General features: G+C 40.0%; 21 protein-coding genes and 2 pseudogenes. 5 read left to right on the top strand and 18 right to left on the bottom strand.

Features of this window, described 5'->3' with window-relative positions; genetic code table 11:
* A pseudogene (locus tag IC572_RS03775) lies at window positions 1-155 on the top strand (glycosyltransferase family 10 domain-containing protein); the annotation flags it as partial.
* Window positions 156-163: 8 nt separating this feature from the next.
* Here the strand turns inward: IC572_RS03775 and IC572_RS03770 are convergent.
* From IC572_RS03770 to IC572_RS03715, 12 genes and pseudogenes are all read right to left on the bottom strand, one after another.
* Complete coding sequence (locus tag IC572_RS03770; protein WP_187855130.1) at window positions 164-754, bottom strand: uracil-DNA glycosylase family protein; 591 nt, start codon at window positions 752-754, stop codon at window positions 164-166.
* A gap of 44 nt (window positions 755-798) precedes the next feature.
* On the bottom strand, window positions 799-2,205 hold the full coding sequence (aspA, locus tag IC572_RS03765) for an aspartate ammonia-lyase (protein WP_187855126.1): 1,407 nt from the start codon (window positions 2,203-2,205) through the stop codon (window positions 799-801).
* Window positions 2,206-2,262: 57 nt separating this feature from the next.
* Window positions 2,263-3,531, bottom strand: coding sequence for a UDP-N-acetylglucosamine 1-carboxyvinyltransferase (gene murA / locus IC572_RS03760; RefSeq protein ID WP_187855125.1), 1,269 nt, complete (start codon window positions 3,529-3,531; stop codon window positions 2,263-2,265).
* Between the two features lie 2 nt (window positions 3,532-3,533).
* Window positions 3,534-3,941 (bottom strand): hypothetical protein, encoded by a 408-nt coding sequence (locus IC572_RS03755; RefSeq protein ID WP_187855124.1) that lies wholly within the window; start codon window positions 3,939-3,941, stop codon window positions 3,534-3,536.
* Window positions 3,942-3,952: 11 nt separating this feature from the next.
* Entirely contained in the window at window positions 3,953-4,774 is an 822-nt protein-coding gene (galU, locus tag IC572_RS03750; protein WP_078261924.1) for a UTP--glucose-1-phosphate uridylyltransferase GalU, read from the bottom strand.
* Window positions 4,771-6,453 carry a lytic transglycosylase domain-containing protein gene (locus IC572_RS03745; RefSeq protein ID WP_187855123.1) on the bottom strand — a complete coding sequence of 561 codons (1,683 nt, stop codon included), beginning with the start codon at window positions 6,451-6,453 and terminating at the stop codon, window positions 4,771-4,773. The genes galU and IC572_RS03745 overlap by 4 nt, the downstream gene beginning before the upstream one ends.
* 13 nt (window positions 6,454-6,466) lie before the next feature.
* The gene (locus IC572_RS03740) at window positions 6,467-6,760 is read right to left on the bottom strand and encodes a YggT family protein (protein ID WP_128058002.1); all 294 of its coding nucleotides are present in this window, start codon (window positions 6,758-6,760) and stop codon (window positions 6,467-6,469) included.
* Window positions 6,757-8,076 (bottom strand): glutamate--tRNA ligase, encoded by a 1,320-nt coding sequence (gene gltX / locus IC572_RS03735; RefSeq protein ID WP_187855122.1) that lies wholly within the window; start codon window positions 8,074-8,076, stop codon window positions 6,757-6,759. The genes IC572_RS03740 and gltX overlap by 4 nt, the downstream gene beginning before the upstream one ends.
* Before the next feature lie 164 nt (window positions 8,077-8,240).
* Window positions 8,241-8,893 (bottom strand): annotated as a pseudogene (frxA, locus tag IC572_RS03730) (NAD(P)H-dependent flavin oxidoreductase FrxA).
* Window position 8,894: 1 nt separating this feature from the next.
* Window positions 8,895-9,752, bottom strand: coding sequence for an NAD(P)-dependent oxidoreductase (locus tag IC572_RS03725; protein ID WP_187855121.1), 858 nt, complete (start codon window positions 9,750-9,752; stop codon window positions 8,895-8,897).
* Window positions 9,753-9,766: 14 nt separating this feature from the next.
* Window positions 9,767-10,177, bottom strand: a complete 411-nt coding sequence (locus IC572_RS03720; protein ID WP_187855120.1) for an SRPBCC family protein — start codon at window positions 10,175-10,177, stop codon at window positions 9,767-9,769.
* Between the two features lie 13 nt (window positions 10,178-10,190).
* Complete coding sequence (locus IC572_RS03715) at window positions 10,191-11,399, bottom strand: CCA tRNA nucleotidyltransferase (protein WP_187855119.1); 1,209 nt, start codon at window positions 11,397-11,399, stop codon at window positions 10,191-10,193.
* A 62-nt stretch (window positions 11,400-11,461) separates the two neighbouring features.
* Here IC572_RS03715 and queC point away from each other — a divergent pair, with 62 nt between their 5' ends.
* Entirely contained in the window at window positions 11,462-12,139 is a 678-nt protein-coding gene (gene queC, locus IC572_RS03710; protein ID WP_187855118.1) for a 7-cyano-7-deazaguanine synthase QueC, read from the top strand.
* 35 nt (window positions 12,140-12,174) lie between these two features.
* Here queC and oipA read toward each other — a convergent pair whose 3' ends face one another.
* Window positions 12,175-13,137 carry an outer inflammatory protein OipA gene (gene oipA, locus IC572_RS03705; protein WP_232263325.1) on the bottom strand — a complete coding sequence of 321 codons (963 nt, stop codon included), beginning with the start codon at window positions 13,135-13,137 and terminating at the stop codon, window positions 12,175-12,177.
* Window positions 13,138-13,268: 131 nt separating this feature from the next.
* Here oipA and IC572_RS03700 point away from each other — a divergent pair, with 131 nt between their 5' ends.
* Together IC572_RS03700 and IC572_RS03695 are read left to right on the top strand one after the other, a co-directional pair.
* Window positions 13,269-13,721 carry a hypothetical protein gene (locus IC572_RS03700; RefSeq protein WP_187855117.1) on the top strand — a complete coding sequence of 151 codons (453 nt, stop codon included), beginning with the start codon at window positions 13,269-13,271 and terminating at the stop codon, window positions 13,719-13,721.
* Between the two features lie 128 nt (window positions 13,722-13,849).
* On the top strand, window positions 13,850-14,263 hold the full coding sequence (locus tag IC572_RS03695) for a hypothetical protein (protein WP_187855116.1): 414 nt from the start codon (window positions 13,850-13,852) through the stop codon (window positions 14,261-14,263).
* A gap of 4 nt (window positions 14,264-14,267) precedes the next feature.
* Here IC572_RS03695 and hydE read toward each other — a convergent pair whose 3' ends face one another.
* The 5 genes from hydE to IC572_RS03670 are packed head-to-tail and all read right to left on the bottom strand — an operon-like array spanning window position 14,268 to window position 19,929.
* The gene (hydE, locus tag IC572_RS03690) at window positions 14,268-15,806 is read right to left on the bottom strand and encodes a hydrogenase biosynthesis protein HydE (RefSeq protein ID WP_187855115.1); all 1,539 of its coding nucleotides are present in this window, start codon (window positions 15,804-15,806) and stop codon (window positions 14,268-14,270) included.
* Window position 15,807: 1 nt separating this feature from the next.
* Window positions 15,808-16,344: a hydrogenase biosynthesis protein HydD gene (gene hydD, locus IC572_RS03685; protein ID WP_187855114.1), complete on the bottom strand. Its 537-nt coding sequence runs from the start codon at window positions 16,342-16,344 to the stop codon at window positions 15,808-15,810.
* A complete protein-coding gene (gene cybH, locus IC572_RS03680; RefSeq protein ID WP_187855113.1) occupies window positions 16,341-17,015 on the bottom strand; it encodes a Ni/Fe-hydrogenase, b-type cytochrome subunit in 675 nt (224 codons plus the stop codon). The genes hydD and cybH overlap by 4 nt, the downstream gene beginning before the upstream one ends.
* 13 nt (window positions 17,016-17,028) lie before the next feature.
* Window positions 17,029-18,765 (bottom strand): nickel-dependent hydrogenase large subunit, encoded by a 1,737-nt coding sequence (locus tag IC572_RS03675; protein WP_187855112.1) that lies wholly within the window; start codon window positions 18,763-18,765, stop codon window positions 17,029-17,031.
* A gap of 9 nt (window positions 18,766-18,774) precedes the next feature.
* On the bottom strand, window positions 18,775-19,929 hold the full coding sequence (locus IC572_RS03670) for a hydrogenase 1 small subunit (protein ID WP_033765381.1): 1,155 nt from the start codon (window positions 19,927-19,929) through the stop codon (window positions 18,775-18,777).
* Between the two features lie 161 nt (window positions 19,930-20,090).
* Between IC572_RS03670 and mdaB the strand changes: the two genes are divergently transcribed.
* Window positions 20,091-20,675 (top strand): NADPH:quinone oxidoreductase MdaB, encoded by a 585-nt coding sequence (gene mdaB, locus IC572_RS03665; RefSeq protein WP_156583858.1) that lies wholly within the window; start codon window positions 20,091-20,093, stop codon window positions 20,673-20,675.
* Window positions 20,676-20,701: the final 26 nt, after the last annotated feature.

Raw genomic sequence — 20,701 nt, 5'->3', positions numbered from 1 at the left:
ATTATGATGATTTGAGGGTTAATTATGATCGCCTTTTACAAAACGCTTCGCCTTTGTTGGAACTCTCTCAAAACACCACTTTTAAAATCTATCGCAAAGCTTATCAAAAATCCTTGCCTTTGTTGCGCACCATAAGGAGATGGGTTAAAAAATAAGGCGTATTTTAAGACTGATTAAGAAATTGGAGCACTATTTTAAAATGCGCTAACGCTTCTTTTTTGAGCGTGGGGTTTTTGAGCATGTCCTCTAAAGCATGGGTGCTTAAAAAATGTTTTGTTTTTAAAGACACGATGCGCCCAAAGGACTCTTCTTTAGAAAGGTTTAAAAGGCGTTTGGGCAAAATCTCGCCAAATATCACAATGACTTTTGAAGCGCTGTTGTCTAATTGCCATGTTAAATGAAATAGGCATGCGTTGATTTCTTCTTCTAAATTGAGGCTGTTAGAGTCGCATTTAAGGAGCGATAAAATACTGCAATCTTTTAAGGGGTAGTTAAAAACTTTTTGGATAATGCTCTCTAACATGGCCGCTTTTAAATTGTTTAAGAAATGTAATTGGCTATCCAGCATGGGGGTGAGCGTGATGAAAGCGAGCTTGGAAGTGGGGTTAAAAAGCCCAATCACCGGTTTTGAATGTTGGTAGCGTTTGCACAAATTGCAATTTTCTATACCCTCATGAACTTGTTTGTTAAGGGGCTTATTTTGGGGCGTGGTAAGGCTGGTATTGGTGTAAGTTTCGCCCAAAAGACGCTCCATATAAAGGGAGCGTAAAGTTTGAAGGCGTGAATGTTGCAAAGCGTTCAGTCTTTATGCTTTTTGAAAGCGTGAGGGCTTAGCATGTTTTCTGGCTTGAAAATATCGTCCAATTGCTCTTTAGTTAGGATTTTCTTTTCTAAAGCGATGTCATAGATAGAGCGATCGCTTTTTAAAGCTTCTTTAGCGATCATAGCGGATTTTTCATAGCCGATATGTGGGTTTAGCGCGGTAACAATGCCAATGCTGTTAAAGACATAATCGTGGCAAATCTTTTCATTAGCCGTGATGCCTTCCACGCATTTAGTCGTTAAAGTTTCAATCGCGTGCCCTAAAATCACAAAGGAATGGAAAAGCTTGTAAGCGATAACCGGCTCAAACACATTGAGTTGCAATTGCCCACCTTCTGCGGCTAACGCCACGCTCAAATCGTTCCCAATTACCGCAAAGCACACTTGATTGACCACTTCAGGGATCACCGGATTGACTTTACCGGGCATGATAGAGCTGCCCGGTTGCATTTTAGGCAAATTGATTTCATTCAGCCCAGCTCTAGGGCCTGAGCTGAGCAGCCTGAGATCGTTACAAACCTTAGAAAGTTTTACCGCAATACGCTTTAACACCCCACTCACTTGCACATACGCCCCCGTGCTTTGAGTGGCTTCTATCAAGTTATTAGCCATGACAAAAGGGCGGCCCGTTACTTCTTGAATTTTCTTTTCAATCAAACTGCGATAATCCGGGTGCGAATTGATCCCTGTGCCAATAGCCGTACCGCCTAAATTAAGCTCTCTTACCCAATTCCTAGCGTCTAAAACCTGCTCAATATCCCTATCAACCATCAACGCATAAGTTTCAAACTCTTGGCCTAAAGTCATAGGCACAGCGTCTTGAAGCTGGGTGCGCCCCATTTTAATCACATGAGCGAATTCCTTAGCCTTTTGAGCGAAAGCGTCCCTTAAGGCTTTCATGGGGGCGACTAGATTGCTCAAGCGCTCATAAATCGCGATTTTTAACGCGCTAGGATAGGCGTCATTAGTGGATTGAGAGCGGTTGACATGGTCGTTTGGGTGGCAAAATTGATACTCACCCTTTTGATGCCCCATGTATTCTAAAGCCAAATTAGCAATCACTTCATTCATGTTCATGTTCGTGCTTGTGCCAGCCCCCCCTTGAATCATATCCACAATGAATTGATCATGGTATTTGCCATCAATGAGCAAATCGCACGCATGGCAAATCGCAATTTTAAGCTTTTCATCAATCAAACCTAATTGCACGTTCGCTAAAGCGGCCGCTTTTTTGACTTGAGCAAAAGATTTAATAAAAACAGGATAACTGCAAAGCTTGTCGTTGGTGATGAAAAAATTTTCACTCGCCCTTAAAGTTTGGATCCCGTAATAAACTTCATCGCTAATTTCCATTTGCCCAATGAAATCATGCTCAATACGCATAAAAGCTCCTTGTGTAATAATTGAAAAATATTCTAGCTATTGTAACCAAATATTGGATTATTTTTCTTTTAAGCGCAACACTTTTGCCCCTAAGGCGTTGATTTTATCCTCTAATCTCTCATAACCCCTATCCAAGTGGTAAATCCTATGCACCCTACTCACGCCCTTAGCCACTAAAGCGGCTAAAACGAGAGCCGAAGAGGCCCTTAAATCGGTCGCCATCACATCGCTCCCGGTAAGCTCTGTGGATCCGCTAATGGTAGCCACATTCGTTTTTAGGCTAATACTAGCCCCCAAGCGTTGCAATTCGCTTGCATGCATGAAGCGGTTTTCAAAAAGCGTTTCTTCAATCACACTCGTCCCCAAACACTGCGTGGCTAGTGCCATGAATTGCGCTTGCATGTCTGTGGGAAAGCCTGGGTATTCTTTCGTGGTGATTTCAAAGGCTTGGCGTTTTTTGGCCGGATGAATTTCTATAGAATTTTCTTGAATGTCTAGCGAAAAACCAATTTCTATGAGCTTGTCGGTGATCGCTTGGAGGTGGTTAGGGATGATACGATTGATTTTAAGCTGGCTGTTAGTGATAGCCCCCACGCACAAATAAGTGCCTGCTTCAATCCTATCCGGTATGATTTGAATGTCTTTTAAATTTAAAGCGTCGCTTTCTACCCCCCTAATCTTTAACTCGCTGCTGCCAACGCCCTCAATTTCTACCCCCCCACTCTGTAAAAACGCGCACAATTGAGTGATTTCTGGCTCTTTAGCCGCATTAATGATGCGCGTGATCCCTTTAGCAAGACTGGCTGCCATGAGGGCGTTTTCTGTGCCTGTAACGCTGATTTTATCAAATAAAATATCATTCCCTTTCAAGCCTTTAGGGGCTTTTGCATGGATATAGCCTTGCTCAATTTTGATTTCAGCCCCTAATTGTTGCATCGCTTTTAAGTGCAAATCCACAGGCCTTGCTCCTATAGCGCACCCACCGGGCAAACTCACCAAACATTCTTTAAAACGCGCTAATAAAGGGCCTAAAACCAAAATAGAAGCGCGCATTTTACGCACCAAATCGTAAGTGGCTTCGGTGTGGTGCAGGGATTTAGCGCTGATTTGAAGCGTGTTAGGATCAAGCCATTCTAATTCTGCACCTAAATTTTGCAACAATAACGCCATCGCCTTTATATCCACCACTTGGGGCAAGGATTTGATTTTAACTTCTTGTTGGCTTAAAAGCGTGGCGGCTAAAATGGGGAGCGCGGAATTTTTCGCCCCTGAAATTTCTACCTCTCCTTTTAAAGGGACTTGTCCTACAATCTCTAAAAAGTCCAATTCTATCCTTTTTCTTTTTTATTCTTAAGGGCTAAGCCGGTAGCGTTAGCGATTTTTTGTTGGTAATTAGGGTTAGCGTTTTCTAATTCTTGCCCAAAATTAATAGCGTCTTCTAATTCAAAAAATTCTGAAGCGACTAATTTTTGGATCGTTTCTAACCACAGAGTTTCTTTATCTTTGGGGCAAATTTTAAAACGCTCATTGAAGTTGCTTTTAAGTTTTTCTAAAGCTGGTGCGCTTTTAAGGTTTTTGATTTGTTCGCTCAAATCTTCTAAAGAAAGGCTTTTATTAGGAATATTTTGCTTTAAGGGTGGGCGAGTAAGCCTCCAAACAAGCCCCACCAATAACACAGGCAGCAAGCATACAAAGAGGATCAAATACATGTAAGCGTAATAAGTCAAATTGCCCATGTTGATAAGATTTATAAGCGTTTTTTATAATAAGCGTTACTCGCTTCAATATAGCCTTCCACGCTCCCGCAATCGTATCGTTTGCCTTTGAATTGGTAAGCGATGATGCGCTTTCTTTTGGCTTGAGTGCGTAAAGCGTCTGTGATTTGGATTTCATTGTTTTTACCCGGTTTCGTCTCGCTTAAAATTTCAAAAATATCCGGGGTTAGAATGTAGCGCCCTATCACGGCTAGGTTGCTTGGGGCGTCTTCTTGGCTTGGTTTTTCCACCATGTCTTTAATCTCATACACCCCCTCTTCTAACCATTCGCCCCTGATCACGCCGTATTTTGAAACTTCTTCTAGCGCCACTTCTTCAATAGCTACAATGGAGCATTGGTATTTTTGATACAATGAAGTCATTTGCTTTAACACGCTTGGGTGATCATGGCTTATGCATAAGTCGTCTGCTAAAATCACCGCAAAAGGCTCATTGCCTATCAGGGCTTCTCCGGTTAAAATCGCATGCCCTAAGCCTTTCATTTGCTTTTGGCGCACATAGGAAAAACAGCATTTTTCTATAACGTTACGAATGCTTTTTAGGGCGTTTTCTTTGTTGGTGCCTTGGATTTGATGCTCTATTTCATAGCTCGTGTCAAAATAATCTTCTAAGCTTCGTTTATTCCTTCCTGTAACGATCGCCATCACTTCACAGCCCGCTTCCATCGCTTCCTCTACAGCGTATTGGATTAAAGGCTTATCCACAATGGGTAGCATTTCTTTAGGAATGGTTTTAGTGATCGGCAAAAAGCGCGTGCCATAGCCCGCGGCAGGAAAAAGGCATTTTTTAATCATGGTTTGTCCTTTGAGTTAAGAGTTTGTTCTAAAAATGCATCAATGGGGATGAGATTCCCAAAAATTTCTTGATAAATCAAGTAATTGAGCATGACCCTAAAGCCATACATGCGAGTCTCGCTATAAGGCATAAGCTCCATGCTAAGCCATGGCTCAAAATGATTTTTTTCTTTAAATCGTTTGGAGCTTTCTAGCCATCTCCTTAAAAACCCAGGCCCAGCGTTATAAGCGTAGGCGACAAAAAGGGGGTGGTTGAATTCTTTTTTCAAATGGTTCAAGTAATAATTGCCAAGTTTGAGGGCGATATTGGGGTTAAACATGTCGTTTAGATCAATGTTATCCATGCCAAGGCTTTTAGCGAAAGGCCCTACATTAAAGGGCATGATTTGCATAAGCCCTAGAGCAAAGGAGCGCGAAATGACTGCCGGGAGCAAGAAACTTTCTTGCCTAGCGATCGCATACGCCATAGCCTTTTCATCTGTATTTTGCCATTCAATAATGCCCTCATAAGGGGATAAATAATAATAAATCTTGTCTTTATTGCGTTGGCTTAAAAGATAGGTTAATTCAGGGGCGCTTTTTTCATAATATAGGCTTTTTAGCATCGCATTAAACGCGCCCTCATCTTTCAAACTCAAGGTTTTTTCCTTAAAAATTTGCCACGAAAAAGGATCGTAAGTGTTAAAAGGAGGGTCTTCTTGGCTTAAATTTTGGATGTGAGAAATGATGCGATAACTGGGCGTGGTTTTTAATTTTCGGCTCGCATAAAGACTATAGAGGTTTAAAGCTGGGCTTTGTGAAAGGCGCTCCAAAGTTTTTTTCTTTTTAGAAACTAAATACTGCCAAAAAATCGCTCTGTCTTTTGAAAAATCATCGTCCTTGACAACCGCTTCTGAGCGTTCAAAATACTTGAGCGCTTTAGAGGGTTTTTTGCGCAAGATTTCGTTAATCCCTAGGATAAAAAAGGTTTGTATGTTGTTTTGGGTGGCGTTACTTTTAGCCAGAGCGTCTTTAAAATGATCCAATTTAGGATCTAAGATGACTTGATAGATCAAGCGGTTAAACGCTGGGTAATTTTCATCTAAAAGGCGGTTTAACTCTTTAATCGGGATATGCTCTTCAAAAATTTGGAGCTTTTTTTCATAACTCAAATGGTTAAAGAGCGCGCTAAACACTTGCGCGTTAGCCTTAAACAAAGAAGCGCTCACATTCTTACTTTGCAAGATTTCTAATTCTTCATAAAGAACGGGGTAAGCCTCTTTGATTTTTTCTTGTAAAGGTTTAAAGGTTTGAAGGGGGATTTTATCAAAATCTCTGATTTTTGATTTTAAAGCGATAGCGATACAACTCGCTTGGAAAGCGTCTGTTGTTTCTAACATGCTTTCTAGGGTAATTTGCTTGCAATAAATATCTTCAGGCATTTTGGCATCAGGGCTTTTTTCTGAATTTTCCACGCCTTTTTCTTGCATGGCCTTTTGTAGGGCGCTGTTTTTATTTTGGGTCAATTCATAGGCTTTTTTAGCGTTTTCTAAAGTGGTTTTTTTATCGCTAATATAACGCCATAAATAATAATCCCTAACGATCCCGGCGGGCTTTTTTTCTAAATCTTTTAAACTCAACTCGGTTTGAGAAAAACTAACACCAAGCATACCGATAAAAAACAAGGTAAAAAAACGCATGCGGTTATTTTCTTTAAAGGTTTTTAGCGAGCATGAAAAGCCACTGAATGAGCGTGAGATCCAAGAATTTCAAAACAATAACCACCACTAAAGGAGCGAAATCCAACCCGTTAAACACAAGCTTGAATCTAGAGCGCAAAAAATAAAACACTGGCTCACACAAGCGAGCGAGGATTTGCATGATGGGGTTATTGGGGTTAGGCTGCACGAAACTGATAAGCGAATAAATGATCACCACCCACATATAAATCGTAATGAGCGCGCTTAAAATCACCGCTACTGCGTTAAGGAGAGTGGAAAAGATCATGCTTTGAGCCTTAAAACTTCTTGAGAATGGCTTTGGATATAGGGGAAAATCAAAGGCAATTCAACGCCATGCGAGTTCCCGGTTAAAAGAATGCGCAAAGGTTTGAAAAAATCCTTACCCTTAAGCTGGCTCAATCGCATGGCTTCTTTTTTAAAACTTTCAAAATCCTTATACGCTTGAAAATCCATGCTTTTTAGGGCGTTAAAAAGCACTAAACAACGCTCTTTAAAATCTTCGTTTTCATAAGTTTTAACAATATCCTTTGGCTCTAAAAACAACGAAATTTTTTCTTTCAATTCTAAAAGCGTGCCGCATTCTTCTATAAACAATCTTAAAAGCCCTAGGAGGTTTTTATCTTTTATTAAAGTGAGTTCTAATAACTTTTCATCGTCTAAAAGCTTTAAATGCTCGTGGTTTAAGTGTTTTAAATATTTTAAATTAAAATGAGCCGGGGAATTAGAAAGGTTTTCTAAACTAAACCATTCTATCGCTTCATCAAGGCTAAAAACTTCCTTAGGCACTTTATTACCGATAGTGATGAGGTAATTCACGATCGCAACCGGTAAAAACCCTTGATTTAAAAGCCATTTCACGCTGGACGCTTCGTCTCTTTTGCTCATCTTTTTACCGCTTACTTCATCTAAAATAATGGGCAAATGCGCATAAACAATCGGATCGTTTGAGCCTAAAGCTTCTTGGATTAAGATTTGTTTAGGGGTGTTGCTCACATGATCTTCACCTCTAATAATGAGACTAATTTCATAGAGTAAATCATCGCATGCGCAAGCGAAATTATAAGTCGGGCTTTTATCCTTTCTCAAAAGCACAAAAGAATCCAATTCATAAGGCTCAAATTTCACTTCTTTTTTAATCGCATCGTTGAAAGACACCGCATGATTTGGGGCTTTCAAACGCACCACAGGGGCATGGTTTTTGTCTTTTTCTAAAGTGGCCCACTCGTCTAAATACCTAAAAGGGCGTTTTTCATTTTTGGCTTTTTCTTTTTCTCTTTCTAAAAACTCCGCACTCGCATAACAATAAAACGCTTTATGTTCTTTCAGTAATTTTTCTGCCATTTTTCTGTGGTAATCTATGTTATGGCTTTGATACACGAGCTTGTCCCAGCTTATCCCCATAAGCTTTAAAATTTCTAAAATTTCTCGGTCTTTGCCTTCAATGTTACGCTCTTTGTCCGTGTCTTCAATGCGAATGAGAAAGGGTTTATGTTGCTGTTTGGCCACAATGTAGTTAAAAATGGCTACCCTTAAATTCCCTATGTGCATATCCCCTGTAGGCGAAGGCGCAAAACGAAGCATAAAAACCCTTTATTTAAAAATAGTTTTTGATTATACCTAAAGAATACTTAATTGTGTTGTGGTAGTTCTGTTTTTATCAAACATGAATGGGCATCATTTAAGAGATTAGCGCTTGGCTAACGCCAAGCTCTTTATGGTTGGTTATCAAAAAGCTAAAAGCGTTTTTATTCAATCACTTCATAAATAACTTCTGTCTTCCAACGGGTTTTAGGGGTGATTTCTTGATTGCGATAACCAAAACTAGCCATTACCGACACGCCAAATTCCGCCGTGTTCAGATAGCCCTTTTCCTCTAAATAAGCCTCCACTTTTTCTTGATCATACCCTTCAATCGGGCAAGAATCAATCCCTAACATGGCCGCTGCCATCATCATGTTCGCCATTTGGATATAAGTCTGCTTGCTAGCCCAATCAAACAAAGATCGTTCGCTATTGAGTTTAAAATCGTTCTCTTGGAAATTTTTGATGATTTGAGCGAACCTGGAATTGGTGTCATAATCCCTTTTTTTAACCTCATGCATCACTTTTTTAACGTAATCGCTGTCATAAGTAACGCCCTTTCGCGCAAGATAGATGACAAAATGGCTCGCTCCCTCCAAGCTAGAAAGTGCCCCCAGGCCATCGGTTTTAAATCTTCTTTCATGCGTTCATTTTTTAATAAAAGCATTTTCCATGGTTCAAGCCCGATTGAAGAAGGGGCTAATCTCCCCACTTCAACCAAAGCTTCCCAATCCTTTTGGGAAATACGACGATTAGGATCGTACTTTTTTGCAGCAAATCGTTGGTGTTGTAAAGCAATCACTTGTTCTCTGTCCATTTTAATGTTCTCCTTTTTCTAAATAATGATAAACGGCTGCCATATCCAATTCGCCCAAACCGGATTTTTCCGCTTGAGAATAAAGCTCTTCTGCTTTAGATAAGAATGGCAATTCAATCGCCTCTCCTGCTTCATTGTTGGCTAAACGAACATCCTTGAGCATGAGCTTCAAACTAAAAGCGGCCGGATAGCTATCTTGTAGCCACATGCCTTTTTTAGCTTGAAAGAGAGGCGAATTCATGCCAGATTGGCCAATAATTTGCAAAAATGACTCTGCATCAACCCCTAAATGTTTGGCTAATAGCAAAGCTTCTGAATAAGCAACCCCCATTTGAGCCAAAAGGCTATTAATGGATAATTTAGCCCCTGCCCCTTGACCAATCTTACCCAAATAAAAAATCTGACTCCCTAAATGCGCCAAAACAGGTTTGAGTTGAGCAACCACTTCTTTTTCGCCTGCCGCTAAAATCAATAACGCCCCGGCTTTAGCCGCGCCAACCGATCCTGAAACGGGTGCTTCAAGGTAAGTTACTTGATGCTTTTGAGCGATTTTTTCTAAAGCCAAGCTCTCCAAAGGAGCGATAGTGCTCATATTCACCACGATTTTTTCAGACATCTGTTCCCAAAATTTTGGCGCTAAAACAGCATCAATCGCCGTTTTATCCGAAAGCATAATAAAAATCAGATCAACTTTAGCGGCCAAATCTATAGGGTTAGTATAAACCGCTACGCCCTTTTCTTTTAAGGGGGCTGCTTTGCTCTCTGTTCGGTTATAAACCGACACTTCTAAATTTGCATCATGCAAGCGAGCCACCATAGGAGTCCCCATAGCCCCAAGTCCAATCCATCCGATTTTCATTTAACCCTCACTTATTAGCGTGAATACGCCACTAAACCATCTAACCAAGCTTGATGGCCATTTAGCATCGCATTCCATGCGTGATAGACTTCAAGATACTCATCGCCTTTAGCTTCATTCCAACCTCTCCAAGCCAAACGCAGTATGGTGTCTTTCAATTCAAACTCTTCCACCTGTGCCTCCACTAAAAAGCCAAAAGTTTCAAAGCGGAAACGAGTCTTGTCTTTAAGAATGGTATTGTCTTGATTATGCATGTGGACATTCCCTGAATTTTTGTAATACTTTTCCCAACAAGACGCGTCTCTTAAATGCTGCACCACTTTATTAAAATCCAAACCTTTGACAATGACTTCATTGGACACAAAATTATCAGTCTCTCCTGGTATCCATTTTTCAGGCCATTGAATCGCATTCATCGTTATCATGTTTTCTCTGTTTTTAATTTTTTCTGCCTATTGGCGAAAGATCTATAGCATCATTAGGTAAATAATGATCTTTAACCCATTTTATCAGCCACTCTAAAGCGTTATTTTTAGGATTTTCAATGACTAAATCTAAGCATGCGTTTAAAATTTCGCCGATTTTTTGGTGTTGGTAGCCCAAGCTTTGAAGCGCGTCGCCCTTAAGGGCTAAATGTTCTTTTTTAAAAGGCTCGTTAGCGTTAAATATTTCTTTTAACAAGCTTTTAATTTTTAAAGCGTGTTTGGGGTTTTTGAGTGCATAAAAATCTAAAGCCAAATTAAAAGGCTCTAAATCGTAGTTTTTCAATAAAAATTTTAATTCCGTTTTGTTATGAATATTTAAAAAAGCTTTATGGCATTCTTTAGCTTTGGAAAATAAAACGATCGTTTTTTTAGGGTAGCGTAAATTTTCTAAACTTTTTTGATGCTTAAAAAACCCCAATAATCTTAATTCCAGATTGAAAGGCGCGTTTTTTAAAAACCCTAAATTTTCTATTTTTTCTTGAATAACCAACTCCAAAATTTCTTGATATTCTTTAGCCACTTCATAGGCGTTTTTCCCCATAAGAAGCTTATTCAACTCGCTTTGTAAGCGCTCTTTGGAGAGGTGTTTTAACAAATCCTTACACGAAAAAACCGCTTCTTTAGTGCTTGGCGCTATCTTAAAGCCTAAAGTCGCGCTAAATCGCAACGCTCTTAAAATCCTTAAAGCGTCTTCAAAAAACCTTAATCGCGCTTCCCCCACGCATTCAATCGTTTGATTTTCAATCGCATTCTGCCCTTTAAAAGGATCGACAATCCCTTTTGTAGGGCTATAAGCGATCGCATTCATGCTAAAATCGCGCCGCTTTAAATCGTCTGTTAAATGAGCGCTAAAAACCAATTCTTTAGGCTTTCGGTGCTTGATATGCCCCTTTTCCATTCTAAAAGTTGTGATTTCATAGCTTTGATGGTTTTTAAGAGCCGTGATCGTGCCATGTTTGATACCGGTTTCTAGTACCCTAAAATGGCGCTTTAAAAGAAGCTCTTTGCTTTCATTGACTAAAGCGTTTGAGGTTAAATCGTAATCTTTAGGCGTAATGCCCATCAAACAATCGCGCACGCACCCCCCTACCAAGTAAAGCTCATAAGGGGATTTTTCATAAATGTCAAACAATTCTTTTAATTCTTTTTCTAACTCAAACACGCTTTTTACTCTTAAAATTTCTTTGTGTTATTATATCTTTTTAGAATTTTTAAGGAATTTTGATGGAACAAGAAATTTGCGTGATCAGTTTTAGCGGCGGGCAAGATAGCACCACTTTAGCCGTATGGGCGAAAAAGCGTTTTAAAAAAGTCTGTTTAGTGGGGTTTGATTACATGCAAAAACACTCTGTGGAATTAGAATGCGCTCAAAAAATCGCTTCTCTTTTACAACTCCCTTATGAAATCATCTCGTTAGATTTTTTAGAGAATATCACCCGCTCCGCGCTTTTTAAAAACTCTAACGATTTAATGGGGTATTCGCATGCGCAAAATAAAGATTTACCCAACTCTTTTGTGCCTAATCGTAACGCTATTTTTATCACCCTTTTGCATTCTTACGCGCAAAAAATAGGGGCTAGTAACATCGCTTTAGGAGTTTCGCAAGCGGATTTTAGCGGCTATCCGGATTGTAAAGAAGATTTTATTAAAAGCATCGAACATGCCCTAAATTTAGGATCAAACACGGCGATTAAAATCCTAACGCCTTTAATGTTTTTGAATAAAGCACAAGAATTTCAAATGGCTAAAGATTTGGGCGTCTTGGATTTAGTCATCAAAGAAACGCACACCTGCTATCAAGGAGAGCGAAAAATTTTGCATGCTTATGGTTATGGCTGCGATGAATGCCCGGCATGCCAATTGAGAAAAAAAGGCTATGAAGAGTTCCAAACTAAGCTGTGAAGTTTGGTTTATGGGGCGTTGGCAAGAAGCACGCTTTAATTTTTAAAGTTATATGTATAGTTAAGATAGACGCTCACCACTCTTTTATAATCCAATTTATCCCCATAATTATCGCTATAGTAATTGACTTTAAACGCTGGCACTTTAACCCCTAATTCAACACTAGAACCTCCAAGATAGATTTCATCGCCATAGCGATCAATATCGTATTCATCATTATTCCAACGAACGCCAAATTTTCCTTGCAACTGAAAAATCGTGCGACTCTTGACTTGATTGAAAGGGGTGAGATTATTACTCGCAAACCAAGTGCTACCCCCTAGTTCCATGCCAATCACAAGCCCTGAAGATTTTCTAAATACATGCCTTGATGCTTTTTTTAATGTATTAGCGTCTAGCGTTCTGCCGGTCATATCTTTGTAAAATATAGAAAGCCCTTTTACCCTTCGTTCAACATATTCTTGGGACGCTCGCTTATCGTTAGTCCAATTAATGAGCAAATCCGTATTGAAACCATAGGGTAAAAAAGCTATTAAACCGCTGCCAGGAACAGAACCAACGCCACCAAGTTGGTAACCGAAAAAAAGAGAGTGCCTAAACCCTATAATCCTTTTTTTACCCAAAAAATATTTATACCCAAAGCTGAGTTCATTGAAAATACCGCCCGACCCGCCATTTCCTGCGAATCGGTTAGCGATTTTGTTTGAATCTTTCACTGCATTTAAGGCGTTTTGCGCATCTCTTATGGCTTTTGTGTTTTGTTCGGGGAATAATGAATTTTTTGCGTTATTGATCGCTTGATTTAAGGCGTTTTCTGCTGAAGCTTTTTCGCCGATGCTACCTTGTCCTTGAATATAGCTTCCTTCTGCAAAATTTAAACCTAAATAAAATCCATTCCTTTCAGCGTGGAGCCAGAACGAGAGAGAGAGAGTAAGAGAGCTTTTTTCATGGTTTTTCTTTGGTTTAAGATTTGATATTATGGTTAGGTATTTTATCATAAAAATAAGATTTTAGATTGGGTTTTAATGAAAAACAAAGTTAAAATGAAATAACCCTAAAAACCACCGCTTAATCAACATTAAATCAAAAACATGTTAATCTTTGGTTATTTTTAAATTTAGGAAAACCCATGCATCAAAACAATAAAACTTTTTTACCCAGCCAATCCGCTCATCTCTCTAAAATCGTTCTTTTTTTAAACACCGGTCTTTTAGCCTATTTGTTAAGCGCTTGTGGGGCGAATGTGCCTATAGAAGAAGTGATAGTTAAAGATCCTAAAGAGACTAAAGCCCAAGAAGTCGCCAGAGAAGAAAACGCCATCCAGCAAGAAAACGCCACTATTGATGCACGCACCACGCCTTTAATCAATCGTTTCACTAATTATAACGCTTATGGCTCTTTAAACGGCTTTTACAATTCAGTGGATAACCTCAATTCGCCCATGCAAAACGGGATGTATGGAGGCTATTACATGCCTTATTATTACATGCCCTATGGTTTCATGCCTTATGGGTCAGGTCTTATGCCTTATGGGCCTTATGGGTATGGAGCGCCTGGATACTTCCCTTATGTTTTTTATTGATTGAGTGGCTTTAGAAAGCGTGGTGGTGTTGGTGTTTTTACTCAAACACGCTTGTGTTTTCTAATGGTTATTTCTAACATGCTAGGGTGGTGTAATAGAAAAAGACTATATTAAGAGGAGATATTCTTATGCGTATAGTTAGAAATTTATTTTTTGTATCGCTTATGGCTTATAGTAGTGCGTTCGCAGCGGATTTAGAAACCGAGACTAAAAGCGAAAAAAAAAGTAGTAAAAAGTTTTACAAACTCCATAAAAACCATGGGTTAGAAACCGAGACTAAAAACGACAAAAAGCTTTATGATTTCACTAAAAATAGTGGCTTAGAAGGCGTGGATTTAGAAAAAAGCCCTAACCTTAAAAGCCATAAAAAAAGCGACAAAAAGTTTTACAAACAACTCGCTAAAAACAATATCGCTGAAGGGGTGAGCATGCCGATTGTGAATTTCAATAAAGCCCTGTCTTTTGGGCCTTATTTTGAAAGGACTAAAAGCAAAAAAACCCAATACATGGACGGCGGGCTGATGATGCACATCCGCTTTTAAGCCTTTATTCATAATCCAAAAATGCATGCGTTTTAAGAGCGAGGGTTTTAGGGAAATACCGCACAAACAAATCCAAAAACACTTTTTCGCCAAAGAAATCCCCAACGATCGTTACTTCTTGGACGCTAAAATTTTGCGCGTTATCCCAAATGAAATTCCCTAAAAACTCCGCTAAAGAATCCAAAATCCCCAAACTCAAAATTTCATTCTCTACGCCTGCGAGCCTGAAACTCATCGCGCTGTGCATGATCTTTGAAAAGTTTAAAGCCATTTTCAAAGAATCGTCTTTAAGGATTTTATAATCAATCCTAGGGCCTTTAGGGCGTAAGCATTCTTTAGCCAAAGAAATAACGCTATGCGAATGAAAATCCTCGCTATAACCCAAAACAAACCCCAAAATGCGAAAAAAATCCAATACATTCGCACCCCCTAGATTGTATTGAGAAAGCTCTACAATGCGCGCGTAAAAATCAGGGAATTTAGCCGCGTAGTTTTGTAGCATTCTGGAGGCTTTTTCATCTTGTTTGAGGAGGTTAAATATTTGATTGAAATCAAAACTAACGCTTAAGAGCGTTTTTAAAGAACCATTAGCATGCAATAACAACCTTGTAGGGCGCTTGAAACTAAAATACAAAACGATAGAATTGGGGGTTGCGCTTAAAAACTCTAATTCATCTTTAAAGGGAAAGGTAGAAAAATTATTTTCTAGCACGAATTTTTTAGCGGGTGTGATCAAACGATTAGGGGTTTTAAAAAGCACTTCATAATGTAACAACGCTTCACAAGAATGGCTTTCATGCGTAAAAATAAATTCTATCCCCTCATCTTGTAAAATACGGCACAATAAATTCAATATGGGGTCATAGGGTAGTTGGGCTATGATTTCATCGTTTTTAAAAGTGTCCTTAAACACGCTTTTTAATGGGGCTTTGATGGAGGGTTTTTCCAAACTGGCCAAATATTTAGCGTCCTCTAAAGGCAATTTAGTGCAACTCAAAACGCTAGAAAGATCGCTAAAAATAACGCTTATAGAGGGCTTTTTTAAAGAAAGGGATAATGCTCCCCTAGAAGTGAAAATAGGGATAAAATCCTGTGTTTTGAGCGCCTCTTTTAATTGGGTTAAGCAATCTATAAGCTCTTTAGGGCTATGGATTATATCCCCCTTAAAAGCGGTGTTTTTGACAAAACCTAACGCATTGGCATACAAAGATGAATTTTTGTCTAAAAAATCTTGATGCTCTTTAGCGTTCATAAAAAGGGGCTTTGAAAGGCTTGTTGTTTGGAAAAGATTTTCATCTAAAGGCTCTGTGATTTCCTTTAAAGACAAAAAGCTAAAATCTAAAGAAAAGGGCAAAATCTCGCTTAATTTTTGCGCGAACTCTAAAGTGATCTCAGCGCTCGCTTGGAGGTAGAAAGAAGTGGTATTATCCTTATAAACGCTATAAAAACGCGCTTGCAAATGGAACGCTATTTGCTCTAAAAGGGGTATAAAATTCAGGCTTGTTTTTTCATTAACGCATTTAAAAAGAAAGACAAAAACCAATTCAAAAACCCTTATAAGAGAGTTCAGCGATACACTCTAAAGCGATATTACCCGTGCGTTGCATTTTAACTCCCCATGCGTTGAGTCGGGTTTCTATGGCTTTTAAGGCTGTTTCTAAAGCGTTTAACATTCCGCTTGAAAGCTTGAAAGTGGTCTCGCTCCCTATCACAAAAGGCACAAGCCCCACGATAAAAGTTTTAGGCAAATCCCCTAAAAACTCCGTGAGCCTTAAAGTGTGCAGCATTTCCACTTCATGCGCACTCCCAGCCCATGTGATTTCTTTAGGGGCGTCCTTAAAATCAAAAGCATAAACCGATCCTATTTCAACGCCTTTAGCGCTCACGCAATCCAAAATCAAAACCTTTTCATACGAAGTGATCAAAGGAATGAGTTGCTGAGCCATAGTCCCCCCATCTATAATATCCACGCTAGGGAAAAAAGAAAAATTCTTTTTAAGGTAGTGGGCTAGATGCACCCCAATCCCTTCATCGCCAAAAAGGATATTGCCAATGCCTAAAATTAGAATTTTTTGACTCATTCTTTGGTGTAACCATAGCCATTAATCATAGAATCCGCCCCCGAACTATCATACCTGATAGAATGGAAAAACACCATATAAACATGCACAGGGACAAACAAAATAAACCCCCAAGTCGCTAAGTGGTGGATAAAACGAACATTCGCTAACCCCCCACAAAGCGCTTCAAACCACTTAAAAGCGCTTGCTAAAAACGCCCCAAGCCCCGCATGATAGACATTATAATACAGCACTATCCCGCTCAAGCTCATCAATACGATCAAAACAACCAAAGTGAAATAAGCCACGAGTTGGATAGGGTTATACGCTCCTTTAGTGTGGGGTTTTCCGCTGATAAGAAAATACGCTTTCATCTGATCGATCCAAGCTTTTGGGCTTAAAAGTTGGCCAAAACTCCTGCGTTCCATCAAACTTTCTTTAGTGAAAAAAAGATAGGTTCTAAAGATTAATGCACTAATGAGTAAAAACCCAAACATGACATGAAAAGAGCGCACATAAGCTTGTAAAAGATACACCCCTTTATAAAAGCTGGAATTAGGCTGCAAAAAAGGGTAAGCGATATAAAACCCCGTAGCGATTAAAATAAAAATACTCAAAGCCCTAACCCAATGGAAAAAGCGCACAAAACCCGAATATTCTTTGTGTAAAACGACCTTATTCATTTTATCCATGCGTGTCCCTTTTTTAGAATTTAGCGAAATTAGGCTCTACTTTAAACTCGTTCAAAGACTGCCCTTTAAAATCCATCACATGCACTGAGCATGCGATGCATGGGTCAAAAGAATGGATGGTCCTAATGATCTCTAAAGGTTGGGTTAAATCAGCGATTTTAGTGCCAATCAAGCTCATTTCATAAGCCCCCCTTTGATTTTGAGAATCTCTAGGCCCCGCATTCCAAGTGGAAGGCACCACCGCTTGGTAATTTTCCACCACGCCGTTTTTAATACGCACCCAATGGCTTAGCATGCCCCTTGGCACTTGACCAATGTAGCGCCCTTTATATTCTTGATTTTTATCAATGTGATAAGGAGCGCAAGTGCTTTGATCGCTTTTTAGATTTTCCACTAACGCATCAAACGCCAAAAGACCATTATCAGCGATAGTCTTAGCTTCAATACACCTTGCAGCGGTGCGCCCAAGCGTTGAAAACAACGCCTCTAAAGGCAATTTAGTGTCTTTTAAAAACTTAGTAGCCACTTCAGTAATATAAGGGTTTTTCGCCGCTAAACCTACCACTACGGAACTTAAAGGGCCTACTTCCATGGGCTTACTATCGTATCTGGGGGATTTGATCCAAGAATATTTATTTTTAGTGTCAAGCACTTTAGCAGGGATTATTTTATTTTCAATCCCCACGCTCTCGCCGTCTTTTAAACCGGTATAATGCGGGTTCGTTTGCCCGTCATAAGGGTGGAGTTGCACTTCTTTAGTGTCTTCATATTGATACCAAGAATGCGTAACCTCTTCTTTAATCAAACTCTCATCAATGGGGTGCAGTTTAGAAATATCCCCATCAAGCACCACCCCACTACTCAAAAGGTATTTATCCCTCCCAAGCAACACTTCTTCATAAGCGATAAAATTCCTTAAACCACAGCCTTTAATAACGGATGGTTCGTTAGCGAACATTTCGCCTGCCATCACCAAATCAGGGTAGTAGGCATGGTTGATAAAATTGGCCACCACTTCAAACTTGCTCTTCCACTCCGCCAATCTTGTCGGATCCAATATATCCATAACACTCGTAACACCCCCTACCGTTAAGCTTTGTGGGTGAGGCTGTTTGGCCCCAAAAATAGCGGTCATTTTCGCCGCTTCCCTTTGGATTTCTAAAAGCTTGAGGTAGTGGCTTAAAACGATTAAATTTTGCTCTGGGCTTAAACGATAGGTTTTATGCCCATAGTAGCCATTACTAAAAGGCCCTAAAGATCCACCTTTAGCGAAATCATTCAAGCGTTTTTGAACCGCTTTTAATTCGCCCGCACCGGTATTAATGGGATAAGGGCTGTATTTGAAAGAGAGTTTTGCCGCTTGAATGGGATCGGCTTTTAAAGCGCTCATAATATCGCACCAATCAAGCCCATGCAAAGTATAAAAATGCACCACATGATCATGAAAAAGCAGCGCCATGTTCATCAAAGATCGCACCAATTGCGCGTTTAATGGGGGGGTGATGCCTAGAGCGTTTTCTACTGCAGTGATACCAGCCTTATAATGCGAATAAGTGCATACCCCGCAAATCCTTTGAGCGATGAAGCCTGCATCTCGTGGATCTCTGCCTTTAATAATGGTCTCTAGCCCCCTAAAAAGCGTAGAAGAAGAAAACGCATCGGTGATCACATTATCATCATCTACGATCACTTCAATCCTTAAATGCCCCTCAATCCTAGTGATAGGATCGACTACGATTTTTTTTGACATGTTAATCCCTTACTCTTTGTTTTTGATCGCTTTAGAAAGGAGCGCATGCGCGACAATGCCAATAGCGGTTGCGCTCAGCAAAGTCGTGCCTACTTTATCCGCTACTTTATCAGCCCCTAATCCGTCAAAGGCGGTTTTAATGGAACGATTCGCTAAAGGCTCTTCAAAAGGACTCATTGTATCCCAAAAATTAGGCTCAGAACACCCTATGCACCCATGCCCTGCACCTATGGGCCAAGAAGTGTGTGAATTGAAGCGGAGTTTGGAGCAATTGTTGAAAGTGTAAGGCCCTTTACAGCCCATTTTATACAAACAAAAACCCCTTTTAGCGTTTTCATCGCCAAAATGCTCCACAAATTCGCCCGCATCAAAATGCCCTCTCCTTTCGCACAAATCATGAATCCTATTCCCATAAGCCCAAGAGGGGCGGTTATACGCATCCAATTTAGGGAGAGCCCCAAACATCAAGTAATAAAGCACATTGCCCACGATATTTTTTTCACTAGGCGGGCAACCGGGAACATTGATCACGGGTTTATCAATGATTTTGTGTAAGGGTTGCGCGTTAGAGGGGTTAGGGTAAGCCGCTTGAACGCCCCCAAAACTTGAGCATGTGCCTATGGCAAAAATAGCGGCTGCGTGTTGAGCGGCTTTCCTACATTCTTCAGCCCCTGTTTCAGCGTTTGGGCCTTGAGTGAGGAAGTATTCGGTGCCTTGGGGGATACCGCCTTCTACCATTAAAATGTAATTGTTTTTATGCTTTTCTATGGCGTCATGCAAGCTTTTTTCAGCTTGAAAACCGCTCCCTACCATGATGGTCTCATGGTATTCTAGGTTAATGTAATCAAAGATAATGCTATCAATGGTGGGGTCTGCGCTTCTTAACAAGCTTTCGCTGCAACCGGTGCATTCTGCCATGTGCAACCAAATCACGGGCAACCTGTTAGCCACTTCTACCGCTTTCAAAGTCAAGGGAGCAAAACTAGCCGGCAAAGCTAGAGTCGCGCTCATCATGCCCGCCCACTTCAATAAATCGCGCCTGGAAATGCCCGCGCCTTTAAACTCGTCTTGCAAGTTTTTATGCTCGTTGTGAGCGTTAAACGAGCTGACTATCTCAAGGCGTTCTTCAATCTTTTGATAGGTCTTTTTTTCATCGTAGAACATGACCACTCCTTAACTGGAAATTTTCATTATCTTAACATAATAAAAATAATGTAGTGGCAATTGATTATTTTTTAACTTTTATTTTAGATGAAAGAAATTTCTTTAACATTAAGTTTCATTTGGATAAAATTCCCCCCTAATTTTATTAAAAAAGGAACAAAATGAAAAAAGTACTCATCATTAATGGGGCCAAAGCATTCGGGAGCTCTGGGGGGAAACTCAATGAAACCTTGACTGACCATGCAAAAAAGACTCTAGAATCTTTAGGGCTAGAAGTGGATACAACGATCGTGGATAAAGGCTATGAACATGCTCAAGAAGTGGAGAAATTCTTTAGCGCTGATGCGACGATTTGGCAAATGCCTGGCTGGTGGATGGGAGAGCCTTGGATTGTGAAAAAATACATTGATGAAGTCTTCACTTTAGGGCATGGGAAGCTTTATGCTAGCGATGGCAGAAGTTCGCAAAACCCCACTAAAAACTACGGGAAAGGGGGCTTGATGCAAGGCAAAAAATACATGTTGAGCTTGACCTGGAACGCTCCCATTGAAGCCTTTAATGATCCTAGTGAATTTTTTGAAGGGGTGGGTGTGGATGTTGTGTATTTGCATTTGCATAAAGCGTTCCAATTTTTAGGGCTTTCAGCGTTGCCCACTTTTATTTGCAACGATGTGGTGAAAAACCCCCAAGTAGAGCAGTATCTTAACTCCCTAACCACGCATTTGCACCAGGCTTTTGGCAAGTGATTTTAAAATTTTTTTAACCCCCCCAT

Origin of the sequence: Helicobacter pylori, assembly GCF_014496485.1 — a bacterium.
Taxonomy (GTDB): domain Bacteria; phylum Campylobacterota; class Campylobacteria; order Campylobacterales; family Helicobacteraceae; genus Helicobacter; species Helicobacter pylori_DD.
Note: the sequence above shows the minus strand (reverse complement) of the source record. Positions and strands in the feature narration are given on the sequence as shown.